This is a genomic window from Streptomyces avermitilis MA-4680 = NBRC 14893 (assembly GCF_000009765.2).
GTDB classification, from domain to species: domain Bacteria; phylum Actinomycetota; class Actinomycetes; order Streptomycetales; family Streptomycetaceae; genus Streptomyces; species Streptomyces avermitilis.
The window spans coordinates 4,672,351-4,695,848 of record NC_003155.5 but is presented as its reverse complement, the minus strand read 5'-3'; the positions used below and the strand labels follow the sequence as shown (position 1 = coordinate 4,695,848).

Sequence of the window (23,498 nt, the reverse complement as noted above, 5' to 3'; positions counted from 1 at the left end):
CCCGTCAGGTCACGCGGGTGTCCGTCAGGTCCACCCGCACCGTCAGCAGACCCGTCCCGAAGGCCCGCACCGCCGTGCTGTTCAGGCGCGGCAGGGTCTTCAGGCGGGCTCGGGGGTCGTCGTCGGGCAGGAGGTGGGCCGTACCCGGGTGCCAGTGGCCCCGGATGCGGACGCGTACGGTCGGGTTCGCCTTGATGTTGCGGATGTACTGCGACTTCTCGCCGTACTCGGAGACGAGCCAGAAGGAGTCACCGACGCGGCGGCCGCCCACCGGGGTCCGACGGGGCAGCCCCGACGTGCGGCCCGTGGTCTCCAGGACCGTCTGGAACGGCAGTCGGCGCAGCACCGGATTGCCGACCCTCCGCTGGAATGCCGTGATCGCCCGGAACTTGACCTCGTCGTAGCGTGCCATCTTCGCCTCTCCCGTCCCTCTCGCCGCTCGCGCCTCTTTCATCAGCGAGCCTCGCCGACCACGGCCGCGCTGTCGACCGCGCGCCTCACGCCCCCAGAAAGATCGGGTTGGTGAACGCCGCCAGCGGCCCCGGCAGCGGACCCAGCGCCGCCTCGTGCCGGAGCTCCGCCCGTACGTACGCCGCGTACTGCGCCGTCGTCCGCCACTCCACCGTTCCGCTGCCGGACACCGGGAGGACGGCGCTCGTGAAGAGGACACCCTGGTCCGTCACGAAGCGGGCCGAGCAGCGGGGCGCCCCCGTGACCTCCAGACGGACCGTGACCGGGGCGTCGCCGGCCACCCGCAGCCGGCCGCCGATCCCCGCGTGCTCACCTTTCGGCCCCGCCGCCGAGAACGACAGCGACACCGACTTCGACTCGGCCACGTACGAGCGGCCCGCGCGGATGCCCTCCTGGACGGCCTCGCGGGTGAGGTCGTCGGCGAGGACGACCGTCTGCGGGGTGCCGACCGGGTCGGGGTCGCGATGGGCGTCACTGTTGCCCATCGCCGGGATCCACGACCGCGCGTCCCCGCGCACGGACGCGACCAGCATGCTGTCCCAGTCGGCCAGCGCCACCTCGTCGTCCGGCGTGTACGCGCCGTTCCACACCTCGATCGCGTCGGCCTCGCCGAAGCCGAACTTCCAGTTGCAGCCGACGCAGGTGGCGTGCGGATGCGCCGGGACGACCAGGCCACCGGCGCGCCGGATCTCCCGGGCGTACCGGCCGAAGCGGTTGTCGCGGGCCCGGTAGCGCCAGTCCACGAACGTGCCGGGGTCGGTCCCCAGCGCCACCACATGGCCGTTCCTCGTCGTGACCTCCTCGCCCAGCATGATCAGGAGGTCGTCGCCCGCCTGGTCCGCCCAGTGCGGGTGCGCGGAGTGGGTGTTGTGATCGGACGAGTTGATGAAGTCCAGGCCCGCGGCGCGGGCCAGGGCGGCGATCTCCGCGGGGGTGCGGCGGCCGTCCGAGTGCCAGGAGTGCAGATGGCAGTCGCCCCGGTACCAGGCCCGGCCGCGGCCCTTGGCGCGCGCGGGCGGGTAGCCGGGCCGCGGGGTCCGGCCCTGCTCCCCGTAGGTCAGCGTGACCGTGATCTCGTACGGCAGACCCCCCGGCGCCACCGTGTACGGGCCGAGGGCGATGTGCCAGGTGCCGGGGCGGACGGGCCCCGGGACGTACCCGGGGGTCGCGTCGTCCGCACGGACGAAGAACTCCGTGCGGGCGCCCCCCGACCAGCCGCGGAAGCCCTTGCCGCCCAGTTCCGTGCCGCGTTCGTCGAAGAGGCCGATGTCGAGGGCGTTGCCCGGGGTGCCGGCGGGCACGGCCGGCTTCTCGTAGGTGTAGGCGACGTGGAGTTCCTGTACGCCCGAGGGGACTTCGACGGGCACGTACACGAAGTCCGGCGAGCCGGTGGGCAGGGTGCCGCGCACCGTCCGCGTCTCCTGGCCGGCCGCCGGGGCACCGCTCGCGAAGCTCACGCTTCCCAACGTAAGCGCGGCGGCCGCTCCCGTCACGAACAACGCCCGTCTGCCGATTCCGTGGTCGTCCTCACACATGACAGCTGCTCCCAGGATGTCGGGTGACATGGGTGGTGCAGGGGTGGCGCGTACCACCCTGGTATTCAGCCGTGAACTCCCGGGCAAGGGAAGGGAAGCGGGAGAGGAAGACACCGGTGGGCGTCGGGAATCGGCCGCCGCCGGGGTGGCCGATGACGATCCCCGGCGCGGGAGGAATACCCGCGGACTCTGTAGGCCTGATCACCGCAAACGTATGCTCGAGGGATGACGACCTCCGCGACCTCCGGAACCGGGCCCACGGCGAACTCCATGCGGCGCGCGCTGAAACGGGCGCGGGACGGTGTCGCACTCGACGTCACCGAGGCGGCCGTGCTCCTCCAGGCCCGCGGCGAGGACCTCGACGACCTCACCGCCTCCGCCGCCCGGGTGCGTGACGCGGGCCTGGAAGCGGCCGGCCGCGCCGGAGTCATCACCTACTCGAAGAGCGTCTTCATCCCCCTCACCCGCCTGTGCCGGGACAAGTGCCACTACTGCACGTTCGTCACGGTCCCCGGCAAGCTGCGCCGCGCCGGGCACGGGATGTTCATGTCCCCGGACGAGGTCCTGGACATCGCCCGCAAGGGCGCCGCCCTCGGCTGCAAGGAAGCCCTGATCACGCTGGGCGACAAGCCCGAGGACCGCTGGCCCGAGGCGCGCGAGTGGCTGGACGCGCACGGGTACGACGACACGATCGCGTACGTACGGGCCATCTCGATCCGCATCCTGGAGGAGACGGGGCTGCTGCCCCACCTCAACCCGGGCGTGATGTCGTGGACGGACTTCCAGCGGCTCAAGCCGGTCGCGCCGAGCATGGGCATGATGCTGGAGACCACGGCCACCCGCCTCTGGTCGGAGCCCGGCGGCCCGCACCACGGCTCCCCGGACAAGGAGCCGGCCGTACGCCTGCGCGTCCTGGAGGACGCCGGCCGCTCCTCCGTCCCCTTCACCAGCGGCATCCTCATCGGGATCGGCGAGACGTACGAGGAGCGCGCCGAGTCGCTGTTCGCGCTGCGGAAGATCTCGCGGGCGTACCACGGCATCCAGGAGCTGATCATCCAGAACTTCCGCGCCAAGCCGGACACGGCGATGCGCGGGATGCCGGACGCGGAGCTGGACGAACTGATCGCCACGGTGGCGGTGGCCCGGCACATCATGGGACCGCGCGCCTGCCTCCAGGCGCCGCCGAACCTCGTCGACAGCGAGTACGGGCGGCTGATCGGCGCCGGGATCGACGACTGGGGCGGGGTGTCCCCGCTGACCATCGACCATGTGAACCCGGAGCGTCCGTGGCCGCAGATCGACCTCCTGCGTGAGCAGTCCGCTCAGGCGGGCTTCGAACTGCGTGAACGCCTGTGCGTCTACCCGGAGTTCGTGCAGCGGGGCGAGCCGTGGCTGGACCCGCGGCTGCTGCCGCACGTACGGGCCCTCGCGGACCCCGCCTCCGGTCTCGCGCACGCGGACGCGACGGTCGAGGGCCACCCGTGGCAGGAGCCGGAGGAGGCGTTCGTCGCCCAGGGCCGCACCGACCTGCATCACAGCATCGACACCGAGGGCCGTACGGGCGACCGCCGGGACGACTTCGACGTCGTGTACGGCGACTGGGAGGCGCTGCGGGAGGCGGCGGCGCCCGGCATGGTGCCCGAGCGCATCGACACCGACGTCCGCCAGGCCCTGGCGACGGCGGCGAACGACCCCACCCGGCTCACCGACGCCGAGGCGCTGGCCCTGCTGCACGCGGACGGCCCGGCGCTGGACGCGCTCACCCGCATCGCCGACGACGTCCGCAAGGCGGCGGTCGGCGACGACGTCACCTACATCGTCACCAGGAACATCAACTTCACCAACGTCTGCTACACGGGCTGCCGCTTCTGCGCGTTCGCCCAGCGCCGCACGGACGCGGACGCGTACACCCTCTCCCTGGAGCAGGTCGCCGACCGTGCCCAGCAGGCGTGGGACGTGGGCGCGGTCGAGGTGTGCATGCAGGGCGGGATCCACCCCGACCTGCCCGGGACGGCGTACTTCGACATCGCGAAGGCGGTGAAGGAACGCGTCCCCGGCATGCACGTGCACGCCTTCTCCCCGATGGAGGTGGTGAACGGCGCGACCCGCACCGGCCTGTCCATCCGCGAGTGGCTGACGGCGGCGAAGGAGGCGGGCCTGGACTCGATCCCCGGCACGGCGGCGGAGATCCTGGACGACGAGGTCCGCTGGGTCCTGACGAAGGGCAAGCTGCCGACGGCCACCTGGATCGAGGTGATCACGACGGCCCACGAGCTGGGCATCCGCTCGTCCTCGACGATGATGTACGGCCATGTGGACCAGCCCCGCCACTGGCTCGGCCACTTCCGCACGCTCGCGCGGATCCAGCAGCAGACGGGCGGCTTCACGGAGTTCGTGACGCTCCCCTTCATCCACACCAACGCCCCGGTGTATCTGGCGGGCATCGCCCGCCCCGGCCCGACGACCCGCGACAACCGCGCGGTGATGGCGATGGCCCGGCTCCTCCTGCACCCCCACATCCCCAACATCCAGACCAGCTGGGTGAAGCTGGGCACGGAGGGCGCTGCGGAGATGCTCCGTTCCGGCGCCAACGACCTGGGCGGCACACTGATGGAGGAGACCATCTCCCGTATGGCGGGCTCCAGTTACGGCTCGTACAAGTCCGTCAAGGACCTGATCGCGGTGGCGGAGGCGGCGGGGCGTCCGGCGAAGCCGCGTACGACCTTGTACGGGGAGGTGCCGCAGGAGCGGCAGCGGGCGGCCGCGGCTTCCGACGGGCATCTGCCGGAGCTGCTGCCGGTGCTGGACTGAGGGGAGTCAGGCGCTGGCGGCGGTGCGCGGGGCCGACGGGCGGATCCTGCGCAGGGCCACGCCCATGAACACGGCGTTGGCCGTCGCGGCGACCGCGATTCCGGCCACATAGAGGGCCGTGGCAACACCGGTGGGCGCACCGCTGAGCACGTCGTCGGGCAGCAGCGTGTAGAGCAGGCTCAGCGGGGCGGTCAGCAGCCACGGCACCACGGCCGCCAGCGAGGCGTCGGGGTGGGAGACGAACGCGGCGTCGTAGAGGACGAACCCGGTCGCGGCGACGACCACGGCCAGATAGACGCGCGAGAGCCAGTTGTCCCCGGCCGGGGCGAGCAGGGCACGGCTGCGGCGGGAGATGTCCATGAGGTCCTCCGGTGGGTGGGTCGATCGCGTGGGCTCCCTTCCGCGCGGTGCGCCGGAGGGCTGTGACCCAAAGATGACGGCTGCGCCCGCGGCCCGGCATGAGTACGGCTACTCACCTGCAACTGAGCTGCCAAGAATGCGAGTTGGGACATATTCGCTACGGCGGTGTCAGTGACTCCTGTTAGCCTCCTGCGGCTCGTGTGATCCACGAGCCTCAGGAATTGCATGGGGAGGGCGACGACTTGGCCAGACACAGCCGACTGAGACGGACCGCGGTGGGGGCGGCCGTGGCCGCCACGGTCCTGGCGGCACCGGGAACGGCCGCGGCGGCGGGCAACACACCGCCCGCGCGACCGCTCGTGAAGGACCTCCAGACCGGGAGCAAGGCGTGCGCGGCGGGGGAGGACGCGCGGCCGTACGTGGCGGAACCGCCGAAACTGAGCGCGGTGCTGTACGACCCCGACCGCACCCAGGTCAGCGGTGAGTTCGAGGTCTGGTGGACGGACACCGAGGGCGCCGAGCAGCGCAGGACCTACACGACCACGGCGAAGCTCTCGGGCACCCCGTTCACCCTGCAACTCCCGTCCGACATCCCGCCGACCACCGTCGTCTCCTGGCGGGTGCGCGCCAACGACGGCACCACCACGTCGCCTTGGAGCTCCGCGGGCGAGGACGGCTCGGCCTGCGAGTTCGTGTACGACGACGTGAATCCGGAGAAGGCGGCGCTCTCCTCCCCCGAATACCCGCAGCCACAGGACGTGTTCTGGGTGGACGGAGTGGGCGTGTACGGCCACTTCACCATGGACTCGCCCTCGGACGACGTCGTGGCCTACACATACGGCTTCATCGGCGGCCCCTACGGAACCGTCCGCGCCCAGCAGGCCGGCGGGGCCGTCACCATTCCCTTTCTGCCGCTCGCCTCGGGTCCTCAGCGGCTGACGGTCCGCGCGATCGACCGGGCCGGACGCAGCAGCGGCCAGTCGGCGTACGAATTCAACGTGAAGTCCGGCCACGCCCCCGTCTCCCAGTGGAAGCTCGCCGACCCGGCCGGCACCACCAGCGCGGCCGCCGAAACCGGAACCGCCGCGCGCGCCGGCTCCGGGGTGACCTTCGCGGGAGCCGCGCCGGACGGCACCGGCCTCACCAGCACCGCCCACCTCGACGGCGGCGACCAGGCGTTCCTGACCCCCGACGCCCCGGCCGTGGACACGCACGGGACCTTCGCGGTCAGCGCGTGGGTGCGCCCGGAGCGCACCGACCGGGACATGGCGGTGGTGAGCCAGGGCGCCGGCTCCACGGGAGCCGGGCTCGGACTGCGCAGGGGCGACGAGGGCCCGGTGTGGTCCTTCACCGTCGCCGGCCAGGAGGTCTCGGGCGGCGCTCCGGAGACCGGCGAGTGGGCCCACGTCCTCGGCCTGTACGACGCCGAGACCGGCCTGGCGCAGCTCTACGTCAACGGCCACGAGGCCGGTACGAAGACGAAGGCCGAGCCCACGCGGACCACCGACGCCTTCCGGATCGGCCAGGGCTCCGGTCTGTCGGCCTGGCAGGGCGACATCGGTGACGTCCGCGCCTACGACCGGGTCGTCGTACCCGCCGAGGCCACCGAACTCGGCTACCGCAAGCCGAAGTCGCTCGGCCACTGGTCCCTGGAGACGGCGTCGGACGGTGCCAGCCCCGAGCAGAGCGGCAGGGCGCCGCTGAAGCTGGGCGCGGGCGCGACGGTCTACCGGGTCCCGGACAGCTCCTGCCTGCCGGAGCTCGACCCGGACTGCCCCGTCGTGCCCCTCCCGCTGGTCGGTGACGGCCACCTCCAGCTGGACGGCGAGACGGGCTACGCGGCCACGGAGCAGCCGGTCGCGGACACCTCGGGCAGCTTCACCATCGGCGCCGTCGTACGGCTGGCGGACGCCGAACCCGCCCACCCGATGACCGTGCTGTCGCAGGCCGGCGAGCACACGGACGCCTTCAAGGTGCGCTACCAGCCGTCGGAGCACGCCTGGCAGCTGGTCATGCCGGTCAAGGACGAGCGGGGCGCGGCCGAGACCGTGGTGTCCCAGATCGAATCGGCGGACGGCGGCGAGGGGCAGGGCCACCGTCTCGCGGTCGTGTACGACGACGCCACCGACCAGGTCAAGCTCTACCTGGACGGCGTCGCCGGCACCTCCGCGACCGCGGACTTCCCGGACGGCTGGCACAGCTCGGGCCCGTTGCAGGTGGGCCGCGGCCACACGGCCGACGGCTGGGGCGAGTACCTGCACGGCGACGTCGACGAGGTACAGGCGTACGCGGGGGCGCTGCGGGACCGCGACATCACCGGCCTGGGCTGGGGCACCGACCCTTGCCTGTGCTGATCCCGGCAGCGCGCCGAACCTGAACCGGTCGCCCCGCCGTCAGGTAGTTGCCGTCGGTCAATTCGGGGCCCGGCGTGACGTCGGCCTTCACGACCTGGTTGTGGTCGTGAAGGCCGACGTTGTCCTGGGTGCGGTGCGTGAGCCCGTCATGACCGGCTGACCGCCTGGGGCCCGGCGGTCGGTCTGGACCGGGCGGTGGAGCCGGCCGTCGCCCTCGACCCGGATGGCGCCCGGTATCTGATGCGGCGGGCCGTCACCCTGTTGGCCGTGGGCCGTCCGGACGAAGCGCTGGCCGATCTGACGCGTTACCTCGGTCTTGGCGACGACCTGGTGCGGGCGCACCAGACGCTCGCCCAGGTCCATCTGCCGGCCGCGTCGGCTGACCGGTCTGCTGTCCGGGCCGTGTGAGTGGATCGACGTGGCGTGGCCGGCGACCTGCTCGAAGAACCTCTGCACACCCCCACCAGTGATCACCAGTGACTGTGCGCATTTCGGGTCGTTGGGTGGAGTGCCAAGCCCAGGAGGGGTGGTACCGCCGGTGCTCGCCGAGCCCGGTGTGACGCTCCTTACGGGCCCGGAATGAAACGTGACGAAGAGGCAACGCTCCCCTCCATGTCCCCCATGACTACCTCACGGCAGGTGACGCGATGACCACGGCGACCGGAGCAACCCGGACGCCGCCCGCCACCGCGCCCACGGCCGAGACCGGCCGCACGCCGGCGCCCTCGCTGCCGTCCCTCACCGGCCTGCGGTGGATGGCCGCGCTGCTGGTCTTCGGACTGCATGTGCGCAACTTCGGCTACTTCGACGGCACCGGTGCCCGCATCGCGACGTGGGCGTTCGGGGCCGGCGCCAGTGGGGTGTCGTTCTTCTTCATCCTCTCCGGCTTCGTGCTGATGTGGTCGGCACGGCCGGGGGACCGCGCGCTCGCCTTCTGGCGGCGGCGCATCGCCCGGATCTATCCGGTCCACCTGGTCACCGCCGGGATCGCGCTGCTCATGGGGTTCACCCTGGCCCATCAGCCGAGGCCCACCCTGCACCAGGCGGTGGCCAATGTGCTGCTGGTGCACTCCTGGTGGCGCCTGTGGTGGCAGACGCTGGACCCGGTCAGCTGGTCGCTGGCCTGCGAGGCGTTCTTCTACGCCGCTTTCCCGCTGCTGGCGGTCCTGCTGCGCCGCCTCGGCGCCCGGGGGTCGACGGCGTTGGCCGGGCTGTCGGTGCTGGCGGTCGTGGTCCTCGCCCGGGCGGACGAGCACCACTGGCTGAGCCAGCCGCTCAACTCCTTCCCCGCGGCCCGCCTCCCCGAGTTCGTCCTCGGCGCGGCCGTCGCCCGGCTGGTGATCCTCGGCCGCTGGCGCGGGCCGGGTCTTGAGGCCTCGCTCGCCCTGACGATCATCGGCTACTTCTTCGTTCCCCAGGTCACCGCCGGGTACCCGGCGACGCCGTGCACGGTCGTCGGGTTCGCGCTGCTCATCCCGGCGGCCGCCGTCGCCGACCTGCGCGGTCTGCCGTCGATGTGGCGGCACCCGTGGCTGGTGCGGCTGGGTGAACTCTCGTTCGCCTTCTACATGGTGCACCTGCTGGTGCTGCGGGCCGGCACCAATCTGCTGGGGAAGTACCCGCACTACGGCATGCTGCTCGGACTGGCGGCCACCGCCGCCGCGTTCGCCGTGGCACTGGGCCTGTCCTGGGTCCTGTACGAGGGCGTGGAACGCCCGGCGAGACGCCTCCTGCTCCGCCACCGCCGCTCCGCGCCACCCCGACCGACACCGCGGCCCACACCCCCGAAGCCCCACCCGGAGTCGACCACGGCCCGGGCCGACTAGCGGACGGCCCGGGTTCGGCGCGTCGAGGAGCGGGCGGCACGGCCTCGGCGCGCCGACCCGCCGGACCCGTACGCCCGCCGAACCCGTACGCCCGCCGAACCCGTGCGCCCGCCGTCCCGTCGTCCCCCCTACCTCAGCGTGCGAAGTTCGCCCCGAATCGGGCAGCTTTCTCCGGGGCGTTCAGCGTGCTGGGGCCGAAGGAGGTGATGTTGGTGGTCGTCAGGCCGGTCTTCGAGCCGCGCAGGAGCCAGGCCGCGCCCGAGTTCTGGTACGTACCGTCCTCCTGGGGCGCGCCCACCGCGAGGTCCGCGCGGTTGTTGGCGTTGACGTCCGCGAGCAGCACCGAGGCGCCGAAGAAGTCGCCCTTCTCGGAGGCGCCGGGGACGCCGGACGTGGACTGGGTGAAGGCCTGCGCCCCGGTGCCGGTGAGGCCGGACGGGCCGCCCTTGAGCAGGACCACCGAGCCCGCCTCGCGGATCGAGTCGATGTCCTCGCCGGGCACGCCCACCGCGATGTCCGGGTAGCCGTCGCCGGTCACGTCACCGGCGGCGAGCGAGTAGCCGAACTGGTCGCCGTAGTTCGCGTTGTTGTCGCCCGCCTCGCCGACGCCCGGGACGCCCGTCGTGTCCTGGTTGATCTTCGCGGTACGGGTGGAGAAGCCGGACGCGGAGCCGTAGACGACGCGGATGTCGCCGGCGTCGTACTCCATCATCTCGGAGACCTGGTCGACCTGGCGGGCGATGAAGTCGCCGTAGCCGTCCTTGTTCACGTCGGCGATGACCCCGCCGACCGTGTAGTGGCCGGAGGACTGGAAGGTCTTGCTCAGTCCGGTGGACGTGCCCTTCCACAGGCGGGACTTGTACTGCATCTCCTCGAAGCCGTGCTGGGTGACGACGTCGTCCTTGCCGTCCCCGGTGACGTCGCCGACGGTGAAGCCCTGCGGCCCGTCCTCGTCGTCGAAGGCGAGCGTGTCGGTCCGCGCGGGCACCCCGGCGCGGGTGAAGGGACCGAAGCGCACCTCCAGCGAGCCGCCGACGTTGGCGACGAGGTCGGCGTGCCCGTCGCCGTCGATGTCGCCGCCGCTCACCTGGTACGTCGTCCCGGCGAGCGCGGTGCCGCCGCCCAGGCCCTGCGCGGAGCCCCAGAGCACCACGGGCGTGCGGTAGCCGCCGACGACCAGGTCGGTGTAGCCGTCCTCGTCGAGGTCGCGGGCCGCCGTCCAGCTGCCGAAGTCGTCGTACTCCGTGACGTCCCCGGGCACGCCCTCGGTGGCGCGCGTGATCAGCTTCGGGTGCGCGCTGTCGGCGCCGGCGGAGGAGCCGTACACGACCGAGAGGTAGCCCGCCTCGCCGACGCCCGACACCGTGGCGTTCGGCGCGCTGATCGCCAGGTCGGCGAACCCGTCGCCGTTGAAGTCGATCACCGGCGGCGTCGTCGTGGGCGCGGCGAAGGCCGGTGCGGCCAGGGCCACGGGGGCGGTCAGCAGCGCGGCGAGCGCGGCACAGCCCAGTACGGAACGACGGCGGATGCGGTGGGTCACGAAGACTCCCGGTGTTGGTTCTTGGTACGTCGGTCGTTCATGTTGACCATCGGCGGTACGAAACGGTTGTGGTGCGGATGGTCTCGCGATCGAACGTGGCCCTCAGCCGATCGTTCCCGTTCGATTACAGTGCTGGGCGTTGCGGACGGGAGGAGGGCGTGGTGGGTGCGACAGCCGGTGCCGTCTGGGGCCGTGCCGAACAGCAGGACTTCCGCAGCCGGGTGCGCGGAACGCTGCTGGGCACGGCGGTCGGCGACGCGCTCGGCGCTCCGCTGGACGCGCTCTCCCTGGACGAGATCCGCGAGGCGCACGGCCCGCTGGGGCTCGTCGACCTGACCTTCGGGCACGGCAGGCGCGGCGCGGTCACCCAGCTGACCCAGCTCACGCTCTTCAGCCTCGACGGGCTGATACGCGCCCAGGTCCGCCGGGACACGGGCGCCTGGCATCCGCCGACGGATCTGCACCGGGCGTATCTGCGGTGGGCGGCGACCCAGCACGACTGGGGGCCCGACGAGCGCCGCAAGGAGGACGGCTGGCTGGCGCGCGAGGAGTGGCTGTACGCCCGCCGCTCGCCGTCCCGGGCCTGTCTGCTGGGCTTGGCCGACGAGACCATGGGCACGCCGGGCGCGCCCAAGAACCCGGGCGAGACGGGGCCGGAGGCGGCGGCCCGCTCGGCGCCGTTCGGGCTGCTCGTCGGCTGGGAGCCGCAGCTGGTGCTGCAACTCGCCGTCGAGTGCGCGGCGCAGACGCACGGACACCCCACGGCGTACCTGGCGGCGGGGGCGTACGCCGTCGTCGTGCATGCCCTGGCGCGCGGCGAGAGCCTGGACGCGGGCGTGCAGCGGGCGTTGCAGCTGCTGTCGGCGCGGCCGGGGCAGCAGCCGGTCGCGGACGCGTTGCAGCACGCGCTGGGTGCGGTGCGGCAGGGGATGCCGACGCCGGCGCGGGTGGAGGAGCTGGCCGGGGACGGTACGGCGGAGGGGTTGCTGGCGGTCGCCGTGTACTGCGCGCTGGTGGGGGAGGACGTCCGGCACGGGCTGTGTCTCGCGGTGAACCACGGGGGCCCGTCGGGGGTGGCCGGGGCGCTGACCGGGGGGCTGCTGGGTGCCCTGCACGGCGAGACGGCCCTCCCGCCGGCCTGGCTGGCCGAGCTGGAGGGCCGTCCCACGATGCTGGTCCTGGCGGACGACTTCGCGATGGAGATGACCCAGGGCCCGGCCCTGCACGGGCCGGGCGGGTCCTCGCCGGGGTGGCTGGCCCGCTATCCGCGGGCGTGAGGGGCCGGCACCCGCGGACGGACGATGGACGGGCGCCCGTTCACACGCCCGTCGGGCTGGTGGACGTGCCGTCCGTCTGCGCCTGCGCCGGCACCGCGGCCGCCGTCGAACCGTCGTCGTCCGTGTTGATCTTCTCGATGATCGCGTCCCGCTCCGGTGTGTCCTCCGGCTTCACCAGGCCGATCAGGATGTACAGGACCAGCGAGATCACCATCGGCAGCGCCACCTGGTACTCCAGCTTCACATCCGTGCGCTGGGAGAAGTCCAGGTTGTAGTTGATGAAGAAGAACGCGAGCAGACCGCACGCCCAACTGGTCAGCGCCGCCGTCGGGCCCGACTTACGGAACGGCCGCAGCAGGCCCAGGATGAACGGGATCGCGATCGGGCCCATCAGACCGGCCACCCACTTGATCACCACGGTGATGATGTCCTTGAACGTGGGGGAGTTGACCTGTGTCGCCACCGCCATCGACAGGCCCAGGAACGCGACCGTCGTCACCCGCCCGGCCATCAGGCCCGTCCGGGTGTCCCACGCCCGCGCCGCCTTGTTCAGCACCGGCACGATGTCCCGGGTGAAGACCGCGGCGATCGCGTTCGCGTCGGAGGAGCACATGGCCATCGTGTGCGAGAAGAACCCGACGACGACCAGTCCCAACAGACCGTGGGGGAGCAGCTGTTCGGTCATCAGGCCGTACGCGTCGGACCCGTCCGGCTTCTTGGCGGTGACCAGCAGCGGCGACAGCCACATGGGGATGAAGAGGACGAGGGGCCAGACGAACCACAGTCCCGCCGACAGGAACGCCGACCGCGTGGCCTGCTTGGCGCTGCCCGTCGCCATGTAGCGCTGGGCCTGGTTCCACATGCCGCCGTTGTACTCGAACAGCTTGATGAACAGGTACGCGATGAAGAAGACCGTGAGGTACGGGCCGGCGAAGCCGTTCGCGTGACCGTCCAGCTTGGGCGAGTCCAGCGCCTTGGAGAGGCCGCCCTGGTCGGAGATCTTGTTCAGGGCGATGATCAGCATGGCGAGTCCGGCCAGCAACTGGATGACGAACTGGCCGAGTTCGGTCAGCGCGTCCGCCCACAGGCCGCCGATCGTGCAGTACACGGCGGTGATGCCGCCGGTGATGAGGATGCCCTGGGTGAGCGTGACGCCGGTGAAGACGCTGAGCAGGGTCGCGATGGCCGCCCACTTCGCGCCGACGTCCACGATCTTCAGCAGGATGCCGGACCAGGCCAGCGCCTGCTGCGTGGGCACGTTGTAGCGGTCCTTCAGATACTCCAGCGGCGAGGCGACGTGCAGCCGTGACCGCAGCCGGTTGAGCCGTGGCGCGAACGCCTTGGCGCCGATCGCGACGCCGATGGCGATGGGCAGCGCCCAGGTGACGTAGGACGTGACGCCGTACGTGTACGCGATGCCCGCGTATCCGGTGAACATCACCGCGCTGTAGCCCGACATGTGGTGGGAGATGCCCGACAGCCACCAGGGCATCTTGCCGCCCGCGGTGAAGAAGTCGCTCACGTCGTCCACACGCTTGTGGGACCAGACGCCGATCGCGGTCATCACACCGAAGTACGCGACCAGGACGGCCCAGTCGAGACCGTTCATGTGCCCCCTTCCAGGGTCCGCCTTGTGAACTCCGCTCAGCTGGCTGGCACTTCGCCTGAGCGGGGTAGGGGCGAGGAAGGCCGCGAAGTGCCCGCTCATCGTGAGTTCGCGGGCAGGGCGGCGACAAGCGACCGGATGGTCAAGAGGGGGCAAAATCGTTCTGCTTGCTGACCTTGGTTCAGCTACATGAACGAATGAAGTGGGGTGAACGGCGCGTTCCGTCGGATCCCGGCTACCGCATCAGCTCCCCCGCGTTCACGAGCAGGGACTGTCCGGTGATGGCCCGCGCCCGGTCGGAGGCCAGGAAGACGGCGGCGTCCGCCACGTCGCCGTCGGTCGCCAGGTCGGGAAGCGCCATCCGGTCGGCGAGCCGCTGCCGCACCTCCGCCTCCGGTACGCCCTCCGTGTGCGCCGTGAACTGGACGTACGCCTCCACCGGCGGGCCCCACATCCAGCCCGGCAGGACCGTGTTCACGCGGATCCGGTACGGGCCCAGCTCGCGCGCCAGGGAGTACATCGCGCTCGTCAGCGCGCCCTTCGACGCCGCGTACGCGGCCTGCCGGACCTGCGACGGTGCGGCCACCGACGACTGTGTGCCGATGATGACGACCGAGCCGCCGCACGGCTTCAGCGATGGCAGGCAGGCGCGGGTCATCCGCAGCGTGCCGAGCAGGTTCACGTCGATCACCGACTGCCAGGTGGTGAAGTCCGCGTCCTCCAGGCCGCCGAAGTAGCTGTCCCAGGCGGCCACATGGACCACGGCGTCGATCCGCCCGAACCGCTCCCGGGCCAGTGCCGCGAGGGCGTCGCACTGGCCCTCGTCGGTGATGTCGGTGGCCCGGTACGCCGTGTGCGCGCCGTCCGGGTCGCAGGCGGCCGCGGCTTTGGCGAGGTTCGTCTCCGTGCGCGCCCCGAGCACGGCGTTGCCGCCGTCGCGCACCACGGCCGCCGCGACCTGGTGGCCGAGCCCGGCGCCGACCCCCGAGACGACGACGGTCTTGCCCTGAAGCAGTGACATCGCAGGCCTCCCCGGCTTCCCAGCCCTGGCGCATTGTCTGACGGAGCGTCAGAGTATGGGCGACCGGCGGAGGAAGGAAGGGGAGCGACATGAGCGAGGACACCCGTGGTGAGGACACCCGTAGTGAGGTGTACGCGGAGTTGGCGGCCGTGGGTCCGTACGGCGTCCGCCCGGGCCATGCCCTGATCACCATGGTCGAGCCGCATCCGGGGCACGAGTACGCGTACAACCGCTGGTACGAGGACGACCACTACTACGCCGGCGCGATGGCGATGCCCTGGATGTACGCCGGGCGCCGCTGGGTGGCCACCCGCGACCTCCAGCTGCTGCGCTACCCGGAGAAGTCGGCGGTCGCCCAGCCCGTCTCGGCGGGCTGCTACCTCTCCACGTACTGGGTCACCGACGGCCGCTACGACGACCACATGAAGTGGACGGTGGGCATCAACAAGCGGCTCAATCGCGACAGGCGGGTGTATCAGGACCGTACGCACGTCTTCACCGCGTTCCAGGACCACGAGGCGACCGTGTACCGGGACGGGGCCGTGGGGCCCCGCGACTTCCACGCGCTCGACCACCCGTACGCGGGCCTTGTGGTGGAGGTCGTCGATGCCGACGGGCCGGCCGGGCGTGCCGAGCTGCTGGAGTGGCTGCGCTCGCGTCACCTGCCCGGGCGCCTCGCGGGCTCTCCGTCCGCGATGGTGACGGTGTTCCGCCCGACACCGCTGCCCGGCGACCGTATGACGTATGTGAAGCAGGTCGAGGGCGTGGACACCCGGCTGACGCTGCTGTGGTTCCTGGAGGCGGATCCACGGGAGTGCTGGGAGGCGTACTTCACCGGGCTGGACACGGATGTGCACGAAGCCGGCCTGGGGAGAGTCGAATTGGTGGCGCCGTTCATACCGACGGTCCCGGGGACGGACACGTACGTGGACCGGCTGCGCTGATCCGGGGCGCGCTCCGCAGCGAGTGAGCCGAAGGGGCGAGCACGATCGCCCTCTCACCACAGGCCTTTGCGCCCCGGAGGCGAACCGAGCTCTGAAAAAAGGGGAGGGCCCCCTCGGCCGGGACGGCGGGCCAGTCGAGAGGGCTCTGTCGGTGGTGCGTGTTCAGTTGGGTGGTTCGGTCGGCGCACGGGGTGGTGCGGTGGGTGACGGTGGTGCATCAGCCGAGGTCGAAGGCTCCCCGGCTCACCTCGACCACGAAGGCGTTCCACGAGTCGGCGGGGAAGGCCAGCGTGGGGCCGGCCGGGACCTTGGAGTCCCGTACGGCCATCGCCGCGACGACCGGGGACTTGACCTCGACGCACGCGCCATTTCCCGTGGAGTACGAGGACTTGGTCCAGGTGTCCGTGGCGCCTTGCTGAATTGCCATGTTCGCTCCGCTTTAGCAGTCGTAGTGTTGCTGTCACCGCACAGCGCGTTCGTCTCCGAACCCACGGCGCGGTTTGCGCCAACGTTGTTGCTTGATGGCGTGATCGACGCTACTCGCCAACATCGGCGTGCGGAGCGACTATTCACTCGACCGGATGGCATATTCCGTTGAGGTCTTCCGCCGGAACCCGGTGAAGGTGTACGGTGCCGCGCTTACGCTCCCCGGCCCCTCAGCGGGCGTACTCTTTCGCGATGTCCGCGATGAACTGACGGGATTGCTCCACGTTCAGGGCCTGCGCCCGCAAGTGCTCGTACATGACGCTGTACTTCTGGACGTCGGCCGCTTTCTCCAGGTACAGATCGCTGGTGACGCCCTCGATGTAGACGACGCTCGAATCGGCCGCGTCGGGGAACTCCAGGATCGCGTACTGCCCGTTCAGCCCGGGGTGCGCGCCCATATCGAACGGGATGACCTGCACCGTGACGTGCGGCAGCTGCGACTGCTCGACGAGATGCTCCAACTGCTCGCGCATCAGCGACCGGTTGCCGACGACCCGGCGCAGCGCGGCCTCGTCGAGGACGGTCCACAGGCGCAGGGGGTTGTCCGGTGCGGAGATTCGTTCCTGCCTGCGCAGGCGCACCTGGACGCGCTTGTCGATGTCGCCCGGGGCCGTCTCCGGCAGCGCGCCCGCGATGAGCGCCTCCGCGTAGGGGCGGGTCTGGAGCAGACCGGGGACGACCTGGGGGTCGTAGACGCGCAGGGACGCCGCGTCGGTCTCCAGGCCGATGTACACGCTGTACGGGATGTCGCCGAAGGAGTGCCACCAGCCCTGCTGGCGCGAGTCCTTGGCCATCTGCATCAGCGAATCGACGATCCGGTGGTCCTCGACCTCGTAGACTCCGCACAGATCGCGGACGTCGCGCTGGCTGATACTGCGCCGTCCGTTCTCCAGCCGGCTGATCTTCGACTGGGAGACCAGCAGCCGCTCGGCGACCTCTTCGGCCGTCATGCCCTTGAGTTCACGGAGCCGGCGCAGTTCCTGACCCAGTCGGCGTCGCCGGACGGTGGGATCGACATTGGACGCCACGGGACGTGCACCTCCGGCTGCGGGCCTCTACTTTGCGTATCTGCTGTTGAGCAGACTGCCACCAAGGTGCTTTCTACCGCTGGGAAACGGCGGATATGCGCTGCGTACACGCCAGTTCGGAGATCAAGCCGTTATATCGGGGATATGCGGCATGTATGGCGTGCGTGGTGTGCGCCGTGCGTATGGCCCGTACGGCGGGTGTGTCGCGTACGGGGCGCGCACGGCGTGCGGGGTGCGTATGCGGCCGCGCGGGGCGATGGAGCCGTGTCGTCGTCCGGACGTACGGCCTCATCGCCCCGCGCGGACCAGCGGCTCCCGAACCGGGTCTTGGGGACTGCGGTGCGGCACTGAGGTACTGGCGGTACTGGCGGTGCTGGTACTGCTGGTGGTGCGGGTGCTGCTGGTGGTGCGATGCCGTGGGACTGCGGCTCAGTGGGCCACGGCGCGCGCCATGGATCCGTGGCGCGGTTGCATCGGCATTCCCCTGGCGGGTTCCGGTGCGGGCCTGGCTCCGGGGGCGGCCTGGCGGCCGGCCGGTGCCGGGCTGCGGCGTGGCTGAGCGGCCACACCGTTCTGAACGTCCATGACCGCGTGGGCCACCAGGCCGCCCATGGGGTCATGCCTGATCAGGTCCCGTAGCCGGGAGCGGGACGAGCGTCCCTCATTGCCCGGATACAGGTGCTTGCCGAGACCGACCGCATGGGCCAGCGCGGCGAGCGCCGCGGTCCGCGGGTCCGGCGGGACGCCGGTGCGGATCGCGTTGTCCAGCCGGGCCTTGATCTCCCGGCTGATCGCCGTGTCCGTCGCCTGGTAGCGAGTCGTCGGCAGCACCCCGCACATCTGGCCGGCCACGGCATGCACCATGCCGCACCTCTCCAGATGCGAGAGATAGGTCTGGCGCAACCCCAGCCGGGGTCCGCCAATCCAGTTCACCGCGCGTACGGGTGCTCCGCGTCGGCGAAGCAGTTCCAACGCACAGTCCAGTGTTGGATCTCCTGTCGGCCGTGGCGCCACCACGGCGATACGATCCCCGTCTGGGGCTATCCGTCCGGCCAGCGCCAGCTCCACTAGCTGTGCTCCGGCCAGACCGAGGTCGAGCGACTGCGGCTGTGCGGTGGTACCCGTGGTCGGGTCCAACGCCAGCAGCAGAAGCTCCTCCGGAATTGTTCTGCGGCTCCTGCCCATCCATGCCTCCCCGCGTGGATGAATGACAGGGTGACCCCTCTCACATTGGTCTGTCGAGAGCGCGTGACCGGTTCGTGGTGGAACCGGTAGATATGTCGTTCTCGTCTACCGCAGGGGTTAAGCCCGCACACAGGACACTGGTACATGGTTCGGACAGCGGTGTAATGCGGTGTCCGGGCGAGGATTCACGGTTCGGTCAGGCGCGCTCGTGGGCGTGCGGCGCATGGAGGAGGCATCGGTGGCGGGCGAGTCCCCCGACAGGTCGAAGCAGCATGAGTCGTCGGCAGAACCGACGTCGGGGAGCCCCGCGGCGGTCCCGGGGCCGACGCAGCCACCGGTGAGCGCGGCGAAGGTTTCCGGTGACCCCCGCCTGGCGGTGGCCCGGGAGACGGTCCGGGTCGACCAGGCGACGGCGGTGTTCTCGACGCGGGCGCTGAAGGAGGCGGAGGTCGCCGCGACGGCGCCTGCGGGTACGGGTGGTGCCTCCGAGGGTGCCTCGACGACGTCGGCGTCCTCGGAGACCGCCGGGACCGTTGAGACCGCGGACGCCGCGGACGCCGCGGACGCCGCGGACACCGGTGAGACCGAGGGGATCGGCGGGAAGGGCGACGCCCGGCTGCGGGCGGCGGTGGCGGCCTGGGTGCGCGGGGCCGACGACGAGGGTGGCGACAAGGGCGGCGCCAAGGGCGAGGAGGCCTCCGAGGAGGCCGACGTCGAGCCTGGGGACGAGCCTGGGGACGAGCCTGGGGACGAGCCTGGGGACGAGCCTGGGGATGAGCTTCAGGGCGAATCCGCGGCTGAGGGAGCCTCAGAGGAGGCCGCCGACGAGCCTGAGGAGAAGCCCGAGGAGAAGCCCGAGGCGGAGAAGCCCGCGGCGGAGAAGTCCGCGGCGGAGAAGTCCGCGGCGGAGAAGGCGGACGGCGAGCCCAAGGGGGAGCCCGACGCCGCGGAAGCGCGCGGGAAGGCCGACAAGGCCGCGGAGAAGGCCGCGGCGGCGACTGCCAAGGCCGGGAGCGACGCGTCCGAGAAGGCGTCCGAGAAGGCCGGGAGCGGCGCGTCCGCGAAGGTCGGGAGCGGCGCCTCCGATAAGGCCGGGAGCGACGCGTCCGGGAAGGCCGAGGGCGGCGCGTCCGCGGAGGACGCTGTCGAGGAGCAGTCCCCCGTCGACCAGCCCACCGCCATCTTCAAGGCCGTACGGCGGCCGGCGGTGGACCAGCCCACGACCATGCTGAAGCTGGGCTCCACCAAGCCCGCCGGCGACAAGTCGGGCGCGGACAAGGCCACTGAAAAGCCGTCGGGCAAGCCGGCCACCGCCAAGTCCGCCGACAAGCCCTCGGGCAAGTCCACGGACAAGCCGGCCGACAAGCCCTCGGGCAAGTCCGCCGCCGAGACCCCCGCCGAGCGCACCAGCAAATTCGTCGCCCTCAAGCCGCTGGACGAGCCCGGGTCGGCGAAGCCGAAGGCCACCCCCGCCCCGGGAGCGGCCGCCTCCGGTGCCACCGCCACGGGCGCCGCGGGCATCACCGCCCCCAAGCCGGCCCCGTCGCCCGCCGAGGCGACCGCCGCGATCCCGCAGGTCGGTCCCGAGCGCACCACGCAGCAGCCGCTGCCGCCGAAGCCCCCGCTGGACCTGCTGGCCGAGCTGACGAACACTCCGCCGCCCCCGCAGACCCCGGTGCGCACGATGGTCCGGCGGGTCAAGATCTGGACCCCGCTGCTCATCCTGCTGGTCGTCGTGTTTGCGGTCGCACAGGCCGTACGTCCGTTGCCCACCCCCACCCTGGGGCTGACCGCCGACGAGACGTACACCTTCGAGGGCGGCAAGCTCGACCTGCCCTGGCCGGGTCAGGGGCAGTCCGCCGTCGAGGTCGAGGGCGTCGGCACCGTCGGCACGGCGGGCAAGCAGGCGCCCAAGCCGATCGCGAGCGTCGCCAAGATCATGACGGCGTACGTCATCCTCGAGGAGCACCCGCTCAAGGGGACCGCGGCCGGCGACAAGATCACCGTCGACCAGCAGGCCGAGGACGAGTCCAAGAACGAGGACGAGTCGACGGCGGCCATGACCAAGGGCCAGAAGTTCACCGAGCGGCAGATGCTCCAGATGCTGATGATCCCGTCCGGGAACAACGCGGCACGACTGCTGGCCCGTTGGGACTCCGACAGCGAGACCTTCGTCGGCAAGATGAACGCCGCCGCGAAGAAGCTCGGCATGACGAACTCCACGTACACCGACCCGAGCGGTCTGGAGAAGACCACGGTGAGCACGGCCACCGACCAGCTGAAGCTGGCGAAGGCGGTCATGCAGAAAGAGGTGTTCCGCAGCATCGTCGGCATGGCCAAGGCGGACATCCCCGGCCTCAAGGGAACGATCTACAACAACAACGACCTGCTGGTGAAGCAGGTCGGCGTGATCGGCCTGAAGACCGGTTCGTCGACGCCCGCGGGCGGCAACCTCGTGTGGGCGGCGACCAAGACCGTGAACGGCAAGGTGCGGACGATCTACGGCGCGGTGCTGAACCAGGACGCCGGCACCGGCCGGGTCTGGGACAGCCTCCAGCTGGCGCTCACCAACAGCCAGAAGCTGATCGACAAGGTCCAGCAGGGCCTGATCTCCGCGCCGGTGGTGAAGAAGGGGCAGGTCGTCGGGTACGTGGACGACCAGCTCGGCGGCCGGACCCCGGTCGTCGCCACCGAGAACATGACGGCGGTCGGCTGGCCGGGCCTGAAGACGAAGATCTCGATCGGTGCGGGCGACACGACGGTTCCGCACGAGGCGAAGGCGGGCAAGGTCGTCGGCGAGCTGACGGTCGGCGACGGTTCGAGCCACGCGGTGACGATCCCGGTCGCGCTCCAGTCCGACCTCGCTGAACCGGGCTACGGAGCGAAGTTCACCCGAGTGAGCTGAAACGGCGTACGGCGCGAGCCGTGGCGGCGTACGGGGAAAGGCATCGGACCCCGCCGGAGGGCCCCCACCCGGGGGCTCCCCGGCGGGGTGCGTGCTAGCGTCGCGAAATCGGGGTCGAACGCGGGCCGTGGGCCCGAACGGGAAGAGAAAACGGGACACGGGGAGTGCCTTGAAGTGGCCGCAGTGGAGCCGACACACGCCGATGACTCCCGTCCAGGGAGCAGTTCCACCCCCCGAATAACGCCGCCCGCGCACCTGCACGGCACGAACGGCGCCGCGCGTCCGCCCGGTTCCGCCGACACCCTCGGCGCCCACGACGCCCCCGACACCCTCGGCGCCCACGACGCCCCCGAAACCCTCGGCGGTCCCGACACCCCGGAGACCCCGGACGCCCCCGGCACCCCCGGCAATGAGCACGAGCCCGCCGGACGGTTCGCGCGCCTCCGTCGTCTGATCCACCGCCACCCCGTCCTCTCCGTCACGGCCCTCGCCGGTGTCCTGCATCTCGCCTGGTTCTTCACGTTCGCGAACAGCGGTGGTGACCTCGCGGCGCAGGACGCGTGGGCGGAGTTCGTCGGACGGCACCCGGACTCGGCGTACAACCTGGCCTGGTACGGCGGGATGCACCCGGTGTCGTACAGCGTGGTGTCGCCGTATCTGATGTCCGTGCTCGGGGTGCGGACCACGATGATGATCGCGGGGACCATCTCGGCGGGGCTGCTGACGATGATCCTGATACGCAGCCGGGCGGTGCGTGAGCCGTTGTGGCCCGCACTGGCCGGGGTGTTCGCGCTGCTGTGCAACGCCGTGTCGGGCCGGGTGACGTACGGCCTGGGCATGGCGTTCGGGCTGGGTGCGACCGCCGTCGTGTTCTGCTGGCCCTACCGCTGGCGCTACAAACGCTGGGCGAAGGCCCTGTGCGCGGCGCCGCTCGCCGCGCTCTCCACCGCCGCGTCGCCGGTCGCCGGACTCTTCGTCGGTCTGATCGCGGTGGCCCTCTTCTTCCAGAAGCGCCGTCCTGGCGCGTGGGCGCTGGGTATCGCGCCGACCGTCGTGGTCGCCGTCTCGGCGTGGCTGTTCCCGTTCTCCGGCACCCAGCCGATGGGCATCGGTTCGACGATCCTGCCGTTCCTGTTCTCCGTGGTGGTCTACCTGTTGGTGCCGCGGGAGTGGAAGACGGTACGGATCACGGCGGCGGTGTACGGGCTCGCCGTGTTCGGCGTCTGGGCGGTCAGCTCCCAGATCGGCTCCAACATCACCCGGCTCGCGATGCTCTTCGCGGGGGTCGTCCTGCTGGCGGCCCTCCCCTTCGCCGTGCCGCGCACCCGCAAGTGGTACGCGATCGTGGTCGCCCTCGCCGGATTCACGGGCTGGATCGGCTTCAAGACGGTCGACGACATCATGCATACGACTCCGGCGGCGTCCTGGGCGCGCGAGCTGGCGCCGCTGGTCAACCAGCTCCAGGTGATCGGTGCCGAGAAGGGCCGTGTCGAGGTGGTCCCGGCGCGCTCGCACCGGGAGGCCTCGGCGCTCGCCCCGTACGTGAACCTGGCCCGGGGCTGGAACCGGCAGGCCGACATGGAGCGCAACCCGCTCTTCTACGACGACACACTCAACTCCGCGAACTACCACGAGTGGCTCCAGCGCTGGGCCGTTCACTACGTCGTCCTGCCGAAGGGCGAGCCGGACGGCGACGGGGGGCAGCGGGAGCGGCAGCTGGTGCAGCGCGGGATGCCGTACCTGAAGCAGATCTGGGGCGACGCGAACTGGCAGCTGTTCTCGGTGACCGACCCGACGCCGCTGGCGGACCCGCCGGCCGTCGTGGACCGGGCGAAGCAGGGGGAGCTGACGATCGAGGTGCAGAAGGCGGGGCGCGTCCTCATCCGCATCCCGTACTCCCCGTGGCTGGGTCTGGTCGACGCCGAGGGCAAGAGCGTGAAGCCACCGCAGGAGACGGCGGAGTCCAAGCACCGCGAGGAGGGCACGCCGAAGACGTACGACAACGTCAACGGCTGCCTGATGGAGGAGGAGCAGGACGAGTCCGGAGACAACTGGACGGTCCTGCTGGCTCCGGGCAAGGGCACCTACCGGCTGGCGGCGCCGTACCAGCTCCCGCGGGGGACGCCGTGCCCTGAAGAGCTGCGGTGAG

General features: G+C 71.2%; 17 protein-coding genes. 8 read left to right on the top strand and 9 right to left on the bottom strand.

The window, feature by feature from the left end; all coding sequences use genetic code 11:
- Positions 1-4: 4 nt before the first annotated feature.
- Together SAVERM_RS19615 and SAVERM_RS19610 are read right to left on the bottom strand one after the other, a co-directional pair.
- Complete coding sequence (locus tag SAVERM_RS19615) at positions 5-412, bottom strand: nitroreductase family deazaflavin-dependent oxidoreductase (RefSeq protein ID WP_010985227.1); 408 nt, start codon at positions 410-412, stop codon at positions 5-7.
- A gap of 85 nt (positions 413-497) precedes the next feature.
- The gene (locus SAVERM_RS19610) at positions 498-2,006 is read right to left on the bottom strand and encodes a CehA/McbA family metallohydrolase (protein ID WP_010985226.1); all 1,509 of its coding nucleotides are present in this window, start codon (positions 2,004-2,006) and stop codon (positions 498-500) included.
- Between the two features lie 225 nt (positions 2,007-2,231).
- Between SAVERM_RS19610 and SAVERM_RS19605 the strand changes: the two genes are divergently transcribed.
- Positions 2,232-4,817: a bifunctional FO biosynthesis protein CofGH gene (locus SAVERM_RS19605; RefSeq protein WP_010985225.1), complete on the top strand. Its 2,586-nt coding sequence runs from the start codon at positions 2,232-2,234 to the stop codon at positions 4,815-4,817.
- 6 nt (positions 4,818-4,823) lie between these two features.
- Here SAVERM_RS19605 and SAVERM_RS19600 read toward each other — a convergent pair whose 3' ends face one another.
- The gene (locus SAVERM_RS19600) at positions 4,824-5,177 is read right to left on the bottom strand and encodes an SCO4225 family membrane protein (protein ID WP_010985224.1); all 354 of its coding nucleotides are present in this window, start codon (positions 5,175-5,177) and stop codon (positions 4,824-4,826) included.
- Between the two features lie 287 nt (positions 5,178-5,464).
- On the opposite strand from SAVERM_RS19600, the gene SAVERM_RS19595 reads away from it, so the two are divergent.
- From SAVERM_RS19595 to SAVERM_RS19585, 3 genes are all read left to right on the top strand, one after another.
- A complete protein-coding gene (locus tag SAVERM_RS19595) occupies positions 5,465-7,531 on the top strand; it encodes a LamG domain-containing protein (protein ID WP_010985223.1) in 2,067 nt (688 codons plus the stop codon).
- A 195-nt stretch (positions 7,532-7,726) separates the two neighbouring features.
- A complete protein-coding gene (locus tag SAVERM_RS19590) occupies positions 7,727-7,939 on the top strand; it encodes a hypothetical protein (RefSeq protein ID WP_037644723.1) in 213 nt (70 codons plus the stop codon).
- A gap of 239 nt (positions 7,940-8,178) precedes the next feature.
- Positions 8,179-9,357, top strand: a complete 1,179-nt coding sequence (locus SAVERM_RS19585) for an acyltransferase family protein (protein WP_010985221.1) — start codon at positions 8,179-8,181, stop codon at positions 9,355-9,357.
- A 133-nt stretch (positions 9,358-9,490) separates the two neighbouring features.
- Here SAVERM_RS19585 and SAVERM_RS19580 read toward each other — a convergent pair whose 3' ends face one another.
- Entirely contained in the window at positions 9,491-10,897 is a 1,407-nt protein-coding gene (locus SAVERM_RS19580) for an FG-GAP-like repeat-containing protein (RefSeq protein ID WP_010985220.1), read from the bottom strand.
- A gap of 161 nt (positions 10,898-11,058) precedes the next feature.
- Between SAVERM_RS19580 and SAVERM_RS19575 the strand changes: the two genes are divergently transcribed.
- Positions 11,059-12,174, top strand: coding sequence for an ADP-ribosylglycohydrolase family protein (locus SAVERM_RS19575; RefSeq protein ID WP_010985219.1), 1,116 nt, complete (start codon positions 11,059-11,061; stop codon positions 12,172-12,174).
- Between the two features lie 40 nt (positions 12,175-12,214).
- Here the strand turns inward: SAVERM_RS19575 and SAVERM_RS19570 are convergent, their stop codons facing one another.
- On the bottom strand, positions 12,215-13,783 hold the full coding sequence (locus SAVERM_RS19570) for a sodium:solute symporter family protein (RefSeq protein ID WP_010985218.1): 1,569 nt from the start codon (positions 13,781-13,783) through the stop codon (positions 12,215-12,217).
- A 232-nt stretch (positions 13,784-14,015) separates the two neighbouring features.
- Positions 14,016-14,801 (bottom strand): SDR family oxidoreductase, encoded by a 786-nt coding sequence (locus tag SAVERM_RS19565; protein WP_010985217.1) that lies wholly within the window; start codon positions 14,799-14,801, stop codon positions 14,016-14,018.
- A gap of 89 nt (positions 14,802-14,890) precedes the next feature.
- Here SAVERM_RS19565 and SAVERM_RS19560 point away from each other — a divergent pair, with 89 nt between their 5' ends.
- A complete protein-coding gene (locus tag SAVERM_RS19560; protein ID WP_010985216.1) occupies positions 14,891-15,745 on the top strand; it encodes a hypothetical protein in 855 nt (284 codons plus the stop codon).
- 217 nt (positions 15,746-15,962) lie between these two features.
- On the opposite strand, the gene SAVERM_RS19555 is transcribed toward SAVERM_RS19560, so the two are convergent.
- The 3 genes from SAVERM_RS19555 to SAVERM_RS19545 all read right to left on the bottom strand — a co-directional run bounded on the left by SAVERM_RS19555 (position 15,963) and on the right by SAVERM_RS19545 (position 18,444).
- Positions 15,963-16,172, bottom strand: coding sequence for a DUF397 domain-containing protein (locus SAVERM_RS19555; protein ID WP_010985215.1), 210 nt, complete (start codon positions 16,170-16,172; stop codon positions 15,963-15,965).
- A 229-nt stretch (positions 16,173-16,401) separates the two neighbouring features.
- Positions 16,402-17,259 (bottom strand): helix-turn-helix domain-containing protein, encoded by an 858-nt coding sequence (locus tag SAVERM_RS19550; protein ID WP_010985214.1) that lies wholly within the window; start codon positions 17,257-17,259, stop codon positions 16,402-16,404.
- Between the two features lie 429 nt (positions 17,260-17,688).
- Entirely contained in the window at positions 17,689-18,444 is a 756-nt protein-coding gene (locus SAVERM_RS19545) for a GOLPH3/VPS74 family protein (RefSeq protein WP_010985213.1), read from the bottom strand.
- Positions 18,445-18,667: 223 nt separating this feature from the next.
- Here SAVERM_RS19545 and SAVERM_RS19540 point away from each other — a divergent pair, with 223 nt between their 5' ends.
- Positions 18,668-21,349 carry a D-alanyl-D-alanine carboxypeptidase gene (locus SAVERM_RS19540; RefSeq protein WP_078234479.1) on the top strand — a complete coding sequence of 894 codons (2,682 nt, stop codon included), beginning with the start codon at positions 18,668-18,670 and terminating at the stop codon, positions 21,347-21,349.
- Between the two features lie 174 nt (positions 21,350-21,523).
- The gene (locus tag SAVERM_RS19535) at positions 21,524-23,497 is read left to right on the top strand and encodes an MFS transporter (RefSeq protein WP_010985211.1); all 1,974 of its coding nucleotides are present in this window, start codon (positions 21,524-21,526) and stop codon (positions 23,495-23,497) included.
- Position 23,498: the final 1 nt, after the last annotated feature.